The sequence below is a fragment of the Liquorilactobacillus uvarum DSM 19971 genome (assembly GCF_001434935.1).
Taxonomy (GTDB): domain Bacteria; phylum Bacillota; class Bacilli; order Lactobacillales; family Lactobacillaceae; genus Liquorilactobacillus; species Liquorilactobacillus uvarum.
Genome location: NZ_AZEG01000016.1, coordinates 40,579 through 52,455 on the forward strand (window position 1 = coordinate 40,579; position 11,877 = coordinate 52,455).

The window sequence follows — 11,877 nt, forward strand, 5'->3', positions numbered from 1 at the left end:
AGCACTCTTAAATCAAGGTTCAAACTTGCAAACTATTATGTCACCTGTATAAACATGATATTCGTTTGTGTTTGTCTCAACTAATAATTTATTCAGCAAACGGGGCTGCCTAGTTCAAAACTAGGGCGGCCCCGTTTGTTTTATGTTTTTATTAGAATAAATATCTTTCTGTAAGTATTTCTTTTATACCATAACCTACCCCATTATCGTCGTTCGACAATGTCACAAATTTTGCACGGTTTTTAACTAAATTACTTGCATTTGCCATAGCTATCGACATCTCTACAGCATTAAACATGTCAATATCATTTTCTCCATCCCCGAAAGCTGCTAGTTCTTTTTTCTCTAGTCCTTCACCAGCTTGTACATAGGCAACCCCATTTTCTTTTGAGATATTCTTGTTGATCAGCTCTAAATAATTGCTGTTTGAACGTGTAACCGTAATATCGCTCAAATTCAGACTCATCAAGTATTTGTAAACAACATCTGTCATGTTCATGTCTCGACTAATCAACATAATTTTGTAAATTATACTGTTCCTTAGATAACTTAGTTGCTTTAATGGCATGATTTCTGGCTTGACATCCGTTATGCTTGATTCCCACAAAATTCTTTCATCCATTTTATCCGTATACCATTTTTTAAGGGTAAACCAACTTAACGATATCTGTGGAAATTGGTTCCTGACAGACACCAATATGTCGACAACTGTTTTAAAGGCTAGTCCCTCACTAAAAACTGTTTCATAATCACTGTTTTTAAGCTTAAAAATCACACCACCGTTAAAAGCAACCTGTTCACCAGATAATTCTAATTCAGTAATAAAAGAGCTCATTGCTTCCGGTGGGCGAGCCGATACTAACGTCACCGGGATATGGCAATTCTTTATGATCTTAGTATTTTCTGGAGACAGTTTACCTGCGGAATTCAATAAGGTATTATCCATATCTAAAAAAATATGTTTAATCATTTTTTATCCTCCTCTGCAATTAGGATCTTAATATCTTGACTAAACCATGATTCTTGTTCTTCTTTTAAAACAACATCAGTTATCAAAACGTTGATGTCCTTGCAAGAGCACACTTTATATGCAGCTTTATGAGAATTGAATTTGTACTGTTCAGCAACTGCAATTATCTTACGTGAATGTTTAACTACATTCCTAATAACCACAGCATCATCCTTGTTAGACAAATATATTCCTTCAGATGTTATTCCAGAAGTGCCGATAAAAACCTTTTTGAAAGAGAGATAATCAAGTTCTGATAAAGTAGACAATGAACAAGTATATCTGTTCCGTTTATCAACTCTTCCACCTAATAACTCCACTCTGATGAGACTGCTTTTAGTTAAAGCAACAGCATTATCAATCGAATTTGTGACAACTGTCACACCAGCTTGATTTATATGTTCGCACATCTGAACAAGTGTTGTTGAAGCAGCAATGAAAAATAGGCCTTTGGTTTGGATCTCTTTTAACGCCAGTTTGGCCATTTCCACTTTTATTGGTGACAAAATGTGTGATCTAACTAGGTACTCTGGCACTGTATTGCTGCTGTAAGCCAGTATCCCTCCATGCATCCGCTTAGCTCTGCCGGTTGAAACAAGTTTTATGATATCTCTTCTAGCCGTATCCCTTGAAACACCAAAATACTCTGCCATAAATTTCGTGCTTAATTTTCCCCTTTTTCTTAGTAATTCAGTTATCGCGTTTAGTCTTTCATCTTGCATTATCTCATCCTCCCTTCAAAAATCATTCTATCATTTTTTAAAGCGCATTCATTCAATCCTGTGAAACTATTCTCCGTTTTTAGTTCATTCTAAGCAATTGCTTATTTAAATACGCAAAAGCGCATCAATAAGTACTATAGTTTGTCGTCTTTCAATAAATATTGTTATCTATTGGCATCCTCTCAAAAAATATTCAAATTAATCTCTGACACAAAAAAACAGCCAATAATTGGCTGCACAGCTTATCTTTTATTAATACTTTTCACTTCAAAAAATTGATCATGGGCCAAAGGCCTTACAAGTTAACATATTTCAAAAATCAATTTATGCGTCTAATGCCTCATGCTTCATAATTGAAAGCAACCTATGTTTGCAATTAAACATTAGAGTTCACTGATTTCTGAGTTCTGTTGCCCTTCCAGAAACGATTTTTCATCTTTTCCTTAAAAAAGATCTTTTTTTCAAAAATAATCTTTGAACATTGAATTCCATTATAAAAATAGATAGTACAATCAGCAGCCCACCGATTATAAGATTACCTTCAAGTTTATCAAATCCCAATATTACCGATAAAATACTGCCAAACAGCGATTCTGTCATTAAAATTAAACCTGCTGAAGTCGAATCAGTAAATTTCTGACCGATAACCTGCATTGTTTGTGCACCAAAAGATGCTAAAACACCTAAAATCACTACAGGTACTATTGCAACTGACCAATTTATAGATCCATAGCTTGATTGTTCAAAAAGCAGAGACCATATCAGACTCGCTATTCCCTGCACACTGCCCAACATAAAGGAAACAATAAAGGGATTAGAACTAGCGACAGTATTGCTGAAATAAACAATTTGCAGAGCATAAAAGAACGCACTTAACAAAGTTAAAATATCTCCAACTTCAAGACTGAAACCATTACTGATAGTATTCGTTAAAAAGACGGTGCCTAGAAAACAAATAGAAATTGAAAAATAACTTTTTAATAGCGGCTTTTTTTTGAAAAAGACCCAAACAACAAAGGGAATCATTACAATATAAGTTGCTGTCAAAAAAGCACTGTTGCTAGGCGTTGTATATTTTAATCCAATTGCTTGCAGTTGATACCCAATAAAATTAATTACGCCTGCGATAAGACCTACTTTAAAATCTGTACGTGTCATTTTATTAATTTTTCTATGGAAGAAAAGATATATTAATATCGCAAAAATAAATCCCCTGATAGAATTTATTACACCAGCGGGCATATCTGCCTTTATCGCTTGTTTGATAAAAATATAACTTGCTCCCCAAATCACAGCTGTGAGCAGTAATACAATGTTTGCTTGCCATTTTTGCAATTTCATTCCAACACTCCTTGAATTGTAAAAATCAAATTTTTAAAACCATTATGCTATTCTAACCTTAAATATATATCCAGTCAATAAGCTTTAGCATGTCTAATAATGATTAATTATGCATTTAAAAGCAATATTATGCATAAAAAATTTCACTTTATTTTTGATGGTTAAAATTTTTTTGGCGCAAATTGAGCCTTTGTTACCTATCTGTTAATTGTTTTCCTTGTTAATTATTTTTCAATCCATTCATCGCCGTTAAAACCACCATAGTTGATTGATAATAGCTATTAGGATCTAATTTCTGCATAAAGATATATTTTTCCTGTTGCAGCAACTTATTAAAATTTTGATTGCGCAAGGCAGCATATAAAATTGGGGCAGCAAAACTTGCTGATTGATAATCATTTAAATTATTTCCATTAAGTTTATAACCACCTGTAATATAATCTTTTGTCATGAAAAACTTCATTAGCTTATTTAGAACACGCTGACTAGTTTTATCTTTACTCTGTGCTAAATTATAAGGAATCCGGCATGCATTGTAATAATAATCGCCATCATACTTAGAGGAAACTGTTTTGGGCGAGACTGGAATCGCAATTGAACCCTTTACCCAGGCAAAATCAGGTATTAAACCGGTCTTGTTCCGCGAACTCAAGCTTTTCAAACTCTGCATCATAGAATCTTTTATCGTTAGCCACTTACCATTTCGGCTAAAATAATAAAATTCATCAAACTGTGCTGGTAAAACATCCGACGTGCGCAGCAATTTATTATATTCAGTGCTATTTGTTGCCCAATTTCCGACTGTCAAACTCTTTGTTTTATTGTTGTAATCATACTTCAACAGATCATTTAACACTTTTTCAGCTTGTTTATTATAAATTTTTGCCTTATTTGGCCACAGTTTCCCTGCTTTGATTAACGCATATGCAATATATATATCACCATCAGTTGCACTATTTTTAAATTTTTTAACTACACCATTCTGGGAAGTCCTTTGTTTCCATGACATTAACTCAGTCCCTGAATCTCTGTTCTTTAAATAGTAGTTATAAAGTTTGGTAAAATCTTTTTGTGTTGTATACCCTTGTTCAGCGGCCTTTACAGTTAATAAAAGACCATACCCTTGACCTTCAGACAGTACAACCGCATTGTTTCTGCTCTTTTGTGTCTGAATATAGGCTGCATTCTTGTCCAACTTGTCTGGAACAAAAAAAGCTGTTCGCCATTGATCATAAAGATTCTTCTCAATATTTTTCAAGCTACTAATACGTACAAAAATCAAAATACCAATAAAAATCAATAAAATTGAGCTGAATAAAACATAATTCAAAATAGTTTTCTTCACAATGCTTCCTCTCAGTCATCAAACCTTTTCGTTTTTACCCAAACATTTCCATCACGATGCAAAATTCTATCCAACATTACTGAACAAACTGCAGAAATCGAAACAATAATAAAAAGCTGTGAATAGCTAAAATATGATGCTAGTCCCAGCCAGATTTGTTCTGGAGTTGCTTGACCAAATTGTGTGACTAAAGCCATACTAATTTGAAGAAGGTACAAAAGAATCATCAAACCCCAGTTGAAAAACAGAATCTGTGCGATGTAAACATTGCTTGCCGAAAACATAAAAGGTAATTGTAAATTGGGAATAAAAAGCCCTAATGATAAAACAACGACATTCGAAAAGAAAATGACATCCGATAAAATAATCGCACAATTGAACCACAAAAATGTGGAGACATAATAAAAGGTTTCGAACTTTACCCTCCAATTACTTCTATCAAAAAGATGTTTAAAATTGGCGATAACAACCTCATAGTTTCCTTTAGCCCACCGTTTACGTTGTAGGTAGTATGCCTTCAAATTTTCAGGTTCCTGCTGAAATGCTTCCGAATTGTAGGCTAAAGCAATCAGTTTACCGCTCTGCATTATTTTAAACGAAATATCCGTATCTTCCGTTAATGCTCCATTTCGCCATCCCCCAATACTTTTTACAAACTCAGTATTAATAATAAAATTGGTTCCAGGTATCCTTCCAATTTTAAACAGATGCCACAAACCTATATGTTGAATACGTTGAGTAACAACGATTTCTTGATTAATACAACGCGTCAAAAAATTTTGTGTAGCATTACGGGTCTTATTTCTACCGAAAGCAGCCACATGTCGAGTTGGATCTTTTAGAGCTTCTGCAACCAAAAAATAAAGTGCGTTTTTTTCTGGCATCGCATCAGCATCATAAACAGCAATGTACTCCCCATGCGCTGTTTTCAAGGCATCATTTAAAACGCCTGCTTTTCCACCAGCCCCCTTTCGTTTTATTATCTTTATATTTCGCATTTGATATTTAGGTAGTTGCTTGATATCCTTCATTACCTCATAAGTATGATCGCTGCAGTTATCCGCAAAAAGCATTACCTCAACCCTTGCTTGCGGATAATTCATATTCAAGATAGCCTCAACTGTTTGAGCAATCACTAATTCTTCATTATGCGCGGGTACTACAACTGTGATCAAAGGATAACGTGGCAATTTCTCAACAATCGACTTAGTACGACTATTTTTTAACCAAAAATGGGCTGCACCAGTCAAGATCATCAAAGACATCGTCAAAGAAAACCAGATTGAAATCAAAGTTATGATCATTAAGACTTGGTTAATCATCTTTTTCTACCGCCTTAAAATTTTTATTTATTCTATGATAAATCACTAAATGACAAATGAAAAATCCAACCGTACAAAAAGCAAAAAAAGCACTGATAATTATTGCCAAGACAAAGAAAATATTTGTCAAATTCACTTTGATCACCTCAATTCTACTGATACTCTACAACGATTTTCGTCTCCAACTGTCTTTTTAAATTATTAGTTAAATCTTTAAACGTGCTGAAATCATTCACATTTTTGTAATTGATTGCTTGATACGCATATTTATATTGCAAATCATGTTTTACTCCCTGATCCTGATATTTTATATCAGCTAACCTTTCTTTCACCTTGTGATCGATAGTTTCTTTTAGTTCTTTTTCAAGTTTAGAAGAAAAAATTAGAAAATTACCTGAATCTATATAACAGATCACCTCATCAGGGAGACGATGAACTTTTAGAATATCCGCTATTTCCTTCAAAATCCGCTTGTATTCAGTAGAATTAAGTTGGCGATACTGGTTACTGTGTGCCCAATGAATACACGTTGCTGCAATTGTAAGTTCTTTACTATCCATGTTATTGGCAATAAAAGAAATATAACGCTCATAAAAACGAGCAGCATTATTTTTGTTTTTCAATTTAGTAACAGAATTAATATGATTAGTATAACTAATAATATTGCTTTTATTAGAGAGTGCGGATTCTCTTACCCCGCCCAAGCCCTTGATAAGTGCACCTAAAGCGCTAAAAAGAGGAATTGTAAAAATCAAAAGACCTCTTTCTAAATGCGGCATATATACTATTCCTGCCATCATGGTAAACGTTCCAGCAATCACCACTAAAATGACAAACCATGTTAACAAAACATCAGGTAAGATAAAAGCACTTATAAGCCCTAATAAACTCAAAATTGAGACAGCCCAAAAAATATCGACAAACATTTCTTGAGTCAAATATAATAATAAAATCAATACAATAGCTAATAGTACAACTGCATACTCATATTTAAAAAAGCTAAATAACTTACGCATTTTTTTCTCCTCAAAATTTATATTTTAAATAAGCTATAATTAGTTCTTTGATAATCTACAAATTAAATTGTAAATGAGTTATATTATAGGGTAATATTGTACTAACTTCCAGTAATTATGTTCATGCACTTTATTAAATAATCTATATTTCTTGTTTAACCAATTTTCCCCTTTGATTTTACTTTCTACTTAAGGATTACCTCACTCAATTCAGCAAAAAAACTGAAATTCACTTTCTGCTTCAAATTTAATTTCAGCTTAAGTAATATTTCAGTAATTGATGTTGAAACAAAAGTTTAATTTATGCTCTAGTTTTCTTATTGATTCCGTGTAAATGTGTTCCATAACCCAAAACCCAACTTAAAATTGCCCATAGAGAACACGCTATATGCATAATTTAGCGTTAGTATTCAAAATTTGCCGACTTATCTCATACTCCCTATTCTCTGTACTGCATTTAAGAAGATATCATATCATCAAATATAAAAATTCTACATTTGACCTTCAGACAAAATTTTTTCTACTTTTTGTCTTCTTTTTTCAGTCAAACACAATAAACTGTCAGCTTAATCGGATTTGCTGCACCTTTCCACATACACCTTTCTTGGTAGCTCCACTTAGACAATTATTCCTAATATAAACTAGATTTTTTTCAGCATTGCCTGTTGGAGTAAATTCATGAAATCTGCTTGCTGCTTTATTAAGTCTGTATTTTCATAATTGGTTAATGTAAATGAGACAGATGCCAACGCAATTTCAGCATACATTTTTGCTAAAAATTCACTTGAAAAATTCCTGTTAATTTCGTGATTCGTAAAATACTCAAATGATTCTTGAAAAAGAATTTTTTTAAAGTTACTTTCTAAGCTCCTATCAACTCCGCTAGCTTTTAAGATGGTAGACAGATTCTTGTTGTGTGAAGCCATACTTTGCGTAATACTGCTGATTACCTTTAAAGTATTATGTTCAGCAACTGACTTGAATCGTTCATGAATCTCTGTTTGAAATTGTCTAGAATATTCTTGAATAATAGTATCTAGCAATGCGTACTTATCCACATAATGATCATAAAAAGTTGACTTGCTGATTAATGCTTCCTCACAAATTTCTTTTACCGTTACCTTCGCAAGGTCCTTTTCAGATAATATGTTGATGAATGTTGTTTCTATTAGTCTTTCAGTTTTTATTTCTCGCTTATCCAACACCATAACAATCACCTTTCCTTCATTTGGTAGGATATCACACTAATTGATAACAATGGTTTGATATCCTACAATCAATCAGAACTTGCTTGTTGTATACTTCTGAAATTTCATAGATACTACACCTAGAGAAATTAAGAGGAGGTACTTCAAAATGTTCAAACAATATGTTGAAAATGAACAATTCAATTTGCAAATCAATCGTTTCATAAATGATGAATTTGAGAATGATCCAGTTGTTCAACAAGATCTGGAAACAATCGTTCCCCAACTGAAGGATACTGAATCATGGTACAAGGCCTGGTTCCAAAAAGCACAAGAACGCGAACTTGATGGACAATGGTCAATTTCTTCAGCCTACTATCAGGCAGCAGAATTTTATTTAAACTCAGATGATCCTCGAGATCAATTTGTATACGAAAAATACCGTACAAACTTTTATAAGGGATATACCGACTTTGAATATGAATCCTATAAAGTTCCTTATGAGAATAGCTATCTGCCAGTAGTTAAGTTAATTACCCCAGGGGCAACAAAGAACCTCTTATTCTTTGCGGGGTTTGATTCATATATGGAAGAAATGGTCAAATGGCACATTTTATGAAAGGCCTCGATTATAACATTTATGTCTTTGACGGACCTGGTCAAGGTACTGCGCTCAAAAACGGTCTAAAGCTCACGCATAATTGGGAAAAACCGATTAGTACTATCTTAGATTATTTCGGCATTAAGCGTGCAAGCGCAGTTGGAATGTCACTGGGAGGCTACCTGGTCATGCGAGCTGCTGCTTTTGAAAAAAGACTGGATAAAGTTGTTGCTTTCGATATTTTTTACAGTTTTATGGATAGTTTACGTGTTCGTTTGCCTTATGACAAAATGACCAAGGTCGAGCAGTTGCTGGCTGCTAATCAAAAAGAAATTATCAATACTCAATTTTATGCGATGATGAAGCAAAATCTTGACTTAAATTGGAAAATAAACAAGGGCTTAGAGAACACCGGGACTAAGACACCTTATGATCTACTTAAGGAATTTCAAAAGTACAACATCAAACCAATTCTCCCCCTGATCAATCAAGATGTTCTACTGCTTGCAGGAGAAAATGACCAGTATGTCCCTAGCAGTCGTCTTCCAGAAATTGCTACTGGCTTAGTCAATGCAAGTTCAGTTAAGTCAATCATGTTTGATAAGGCATCTGGTGGAGACCAGCATTGTCAAGCAGGCAGACGCGAACTCGGTTTTGATAAAATCAAGAAATTTTTATAATAACCGATCTGAGAAATGGTCTGCAAATTGAGCTTGTATACAGCTGATTTGCGAACCAGAATATCCCTTTCGTAAACTAAAAGAACTCCATAAACATTAGATACTATCTAACGTTCATAGAGTTCTTTTTATATTATGTCTCAAGATCTTGTTGAAGGTTCTGTATAAAAGCATTCAAAAACCTAGTTTTTCCATCTAGCTAAAATCTTACCTGCATTCAAAAAATTGACTATATCCCAAACATACTTTTTAAGCTCATAAAAATTTCGAATTTGTATTACTACAGTTGGTTATACTATACTGAATTTTTTATTCTTCAACTCTATTGTTTGGTCGCATAATGAAGCTACCTCGGGTTCATGCGTTACTAGAATAACGCATTTTTTTTGCTTGTGTGCTAGATCTTTAAACAAGTTCAAAACCTCTCGCGTGTTTTGTTCATCCAAATTACCTGTTGGCTCATCTGCCACAACCAGTCTAGCATCACAACACATAGTCCGTGCTATTGCAACTCTTTGCTGTTGTCCTCCAGAAAGATGCGTTACTTTTTTCTTAGCCATTTCCTGATCAATTCCAATGTTTGCAAGCATTTTAAAAACATATTCTCGATCATTAGCATGTTCAGCCCTAGTAATCGCCATTGCTGTTAGCACATTTTCTAAAGCCGACATATAGTTAAAAAGATTGTAAGATTGAAAGACCATTGAAACATTTTTATTTCGATAATTCGTTAACCCAATCTTTGGAAGAGGCACTCCTTGATATTCAATTGTCCCTGCACTTGGTTTATCTAAACCAGCTAAAAGGGAAAGAAATGTTGTTTTACCAGAACCACTGCTGCCGATAATCGCATATAACTTTCCTTCTTCAAATTCTAAATTTGCATTGTTAAAAAGTTTATTTTCTTTCTGATCATACCAGTATTCAAGATTTTTTGTTTTTAGCATTTTTCTCATTCCTTCCGCAATTTAGGATATCAATATTTTTTTAGGCTGTAGTCTTAAAATCCCAATAGATCCAATCATTATTGCTAAAAGGATAATAATTAGTCCAAAAGCTGCTAGTTGGATCAAAGAAATTATACTAATGCTTGTTGAAAGATTTTTGAGCTGCTGTGTTGAACTGGCACTTTGTGATGCTGAGCCTCTATTGTTAGCTTTTCCTGGCGTCTGCTGATTATTTTCTCCAGGCTGTCCTCCATTATTCGTCTGGCCTTGACTATTGCCACCACTATTATTTGCAGTTACACTAGTTGTTGATGTTTCTTGATTAACAAGTTGTTTTCCAACTGCGTCTCCAACAAATTTACCTCCAAAACCAGCAATTGCTATTGAAACAACCATTATCATTGCCATTTCCACAAAAAATTGTGCGATCACTTTCCACCGTTTCTCACCCAATGAAAGCAAAACTCCAATTTCATAACGTCGTTCACGAATCATCAAAATGACGATCAATGTTAAGATAATGGTTCCCGCAATACTAACTAAAAACACAATTTTTCTTGCAAAGGACTTAACGTTGTTAAGAGGTGTTAACAGCGATTGATATGTGCTGTCATCTTTTGAAAGCGAAAGTTTAGAACTGTTAATTGATTTCTTCGCATCTTTGATAAAACTTGAAGCCTTTGCTGGATTGTTAATTGTATAAGCAACTGATTCAGCTGTGGTACTTGTCCCTTTGATTGAGTTTGCCAATGTGTATGAGCTATATATTGTGTTTGCTGGATCACTTTGCCCCATCATGCCACCACTCTGGCTTGTCGTCGAACTTGTCTTGTAAATGCCGACTACTTTTAATTTATAAACTTTTTTGCTAGTACTTTTAATAGTAACAATATCACCAACAGATATGCTATTTTGCTTAGCTAAATCTTTTTCAAGCACAACATTATTAGTTCCTTTATCAGATGCCTTTATGCCACGTCCACTCGTTATTTTACTTGTATTAGACGTAAAAGAACTGACTTGATTCGTGGATGAAACTCCGGAAATTGATAGATCTCCTTGACTGCTAGAAGTTGCACCTGATTTTCCACCCATCGGACTACTCATTTGGCTATTACTTGAAGTTTCAATTGCATCAAATGATTTCGCATTTGCTGTAGTTGAACTTGCTATATTGTAGTTCTTAACATATTTAGACTTGCCTATTTTTTCTGCTGTCTTAATATTTACACTCGCTAGGCTCAATGTAGGTGTTTTGCTTTTCTGCTGCCGTAATTTTTTAAAAGCATTATCACGATTAGCAGATAATGTAACTGTCGCTCCAGAACTTTTTTTAGCGTTGTTAACTGCAGTGGTAGCTGCATTTTGAATAATAATTCCTGCCAAAACAAAAAGAAGTATTGCTGAAAGAACTAAGGTTAAAAGTATTGTCCGCCCTACTTTCCCCTTTATATTTAAAAAAGCTCTGTTAAAAAAATTCATTAGAACGCCTCCAATTTCTAATAATGCTGCTTTTATTTTACTTGCGTAATGAAGGTAATTCTAACTGTACATTCCTGGAGTAGCAATAATCATTAAGAGAGCTTAGAGAAAAAAGCGTTAATTTAATAAATAAACAATATCCTAAATAATTTCATTAGATTCTAATCATTGCTCCTATCCTAGTATTTGGTACATAAATTTCTGAACAGTTGTGCCATAATTAAT

The 11,877-nt window shown here is 33.9% G+C and carries 11 protein-coding genes; 2 read left to right on the plus strand and 9 right to left on the minus strand.

The window, feature by feature from the left end; translation table 11 throughout:
• Nucleotides 1–151 precede the first annotated feature (151 nt).
• The 7 genes from FD20_RS08385 to FD20_RS08415 form a co-directional block, all read right to left on the minus strand.
• Nucleotides 152–970 carry a Cof-type HAD-IIB family hydrolase gene (locus tag FD20_RS08385; RefSeq protein WP_057737640.1) on the minus strand — a complete coding sequence of 273 codons (819 nt, stop codon included), beginning with the start codon at nt 968–970 and terminating at the stop codon, nt 152–154.
• Nucleotides 967–1,731 (minus strand): DeoR/GlpR family DNA-binding transcription regulator, encoded by a 765-nt coding sequence (locus tag FD20_RS08390; RefSeq protein ID WP_057737642.1) that lies wholly within the window; start codon nt 1,729–1,731, stop codon nt 967–969. The genes FD20_RS08385 and FD20_RS08390 overlap by 4 nt, the downstream gene beginning before the upstream one ends.
• Before the next feature lie 432 nt (nt 1,732–2,163).
• A complete protein-coding gene (locus FD20_RS08395) occupies nt 2,164–3,072 on the minus strand; it encodes a DMT family transporter (protein WP_057737644.1) in 909 nt (302 codons plus the stop codon).
• A gap of 220 nt (nt 3,073–3,292) precedes the next feature.
• Complete coding sequence (locus FD20_RS08400; protein ID WP_057737646.1) at nt 3,293–4,417, minus strand: glycosyl hydrolase family 8; 1,125 nt, start codon at nt 4,415–4,417, stop codon at nt 3,293–3,295.
• An 11-nt stretch (nt 4,418–4,428) separates the two neighbouring features.
• Nucleotides 4,429–5,739, minus strand: coding sequence for a glycosyltransferase family 2 protein (locus FD20_RS08405; protein WP_057737648.1), 1,311 nt, complete (start codon nt 5,737–5,739; stop codon nt 4,429–4,431).
• Between the two features lie 152 nt (nt 5,740–5,891).
• Nucleotides 5,892–6,755 carry a hypothetical protein gene (locus tag FD20_RS08410; protein ID WP_057737650.1) on the minus strand — a complete coding sequence of 288 codons (864 nt, stop codon included), beginning with the start codon at nt 6,753–6,755 and terminating at the stop codon, nt 5,892–5,894.
• A 641-nt stretch (nt 6,756–7,396) separates the two neighbouring features.
• Entirely contained in the window at nt 7,397–7,963 is a 567-nt protein-coding gene (locus FD20_RS08415; protein WP_057737652.1) for a TetR/AcrR family transcriptional regulator, read from the minus strand.
• 148 nt (nt 7,964–8,111) lie between these two features.
• Between FD20_RS08415 and FD20_RS13805 the strand changes: the two genes are divergently transcribed.
• On the plus strand, nt 8,112–8,561 hold the full coding sequence (locus tag FD20_RS13805; RefSeq protein ID WP_235807742.1) for a hypothetical protein: 450 nt from the start codon (nt 8,112–8,114) through the stop codon (nt 8,559–8,561).
• Nucleotides 8,546–9,223: an alpha/beta fold hydrolase gene (locus FD20_RS13810; RefSeq protein WP_235807743.1), complete on the plus strand. Its 678-nt coding sequence runs from the start codon at nt 8,546–8,548 to the stop codon at nt 9,221–9,223. Before FD20_RS13805 ends, FD20_RS13810 begins: the two co-directional genes overlap by 16 nt.
• A 290-nt stretch (nt 9,224–9,513) precedes the next feature.
• Here the strand turns inward: FD20_RS13810 and FD20_RS08425 are convergent, their stop codons facing one another.
• Nucleotides 9,514–10,170, minus strand: a complete 657-nt coding sequence (locus FD20_RS08425) for an ABC transporter ATP-binding protein (protein WP_057737653.1) — start codon at nt 10,168–10,170, stop codon at nt 9,514–9,516.
• 21 nt (nt 10,171–10,191) lie between these two features.
• Complete coding sequence (locus FD20_RS08430; protein WP_057737656.1) at nt 10,192–11,652, minus strand: ABC transporter permease; 1,461 nt, start codon at nt 11,650–11,652, stop codon at nt 10,192–10,194.
• Nucleotides 11,653–11,877: the final 225 nt, after the last annotated feature.

Coding starts and splice junctions, on each gene's coding strand:
- FD20_RS08425 (WP_057737653.1), bottom strand. CDS start 10,170: ATGCTAAAAACAAAAAATCTTGAATACTGGTATGATCAGAAAGAAAAT.
- FD20_RS08410 (WP_057737650.1), bottom strand. CDS start 6,755: ATGCGTAAGTTATTTAGCTTTTTTAAATATGAGTATGCAGTTGTACTA.
- FD20_RS08405 (WP_057737648.1), bottom strand. CDS start 5,739: ATGATTAACCAAGTCTTAATGATCATAACTTTGATTTCAATCTGGTTT.
- FD20_RS13805 (WP_235807742.1), top strand. CDS start 8,112: ATGTTCAAACAATATGTTGAAAATGAACAATTCAATTTGCAAATCAAT.
- FD20_RS13810 (WP_235807743.1), top strand. CDS start 8,546: ATGGCACATTTTATGAAAGGCCTCGATTATAACATTTATGTCTTTGAC.
- FD20_RS08415 (WP_057737652.1), bottom strand. CDS start 7,963: ATGGTGTTGGATAAGCGAGAAATAAAAACTGAAAGACTAATAGAAACA.
- FD20_RS08390 (WP_057737642.1), bottom strand. CDS start 1,731: ATGCAAGATGAAAGACTAAACGCGATAACTGAATTACTAAGAAAAAGG.
- FD20_RS08395 (WP_057737644.1), bottom strand. CDS start 3,072: ATGAAATTGCAAAAATGGCAAGCAAACATTGTATTACTGCTCACAGCT.
- FD20_RS08430 (WP_057737656.1), bottom strand. CDS start 11,652: ATGAATTTTTTTAACAGAGCTTTTTTAAATATAAAGGGGAAAGTAGGG.
- FD20_RS08385 (WP_057737640.1), bottom strand. CDS start 970: ATGATTAAACATATTTTTTTAGATATGGATAATACCTTATTGAATTCC.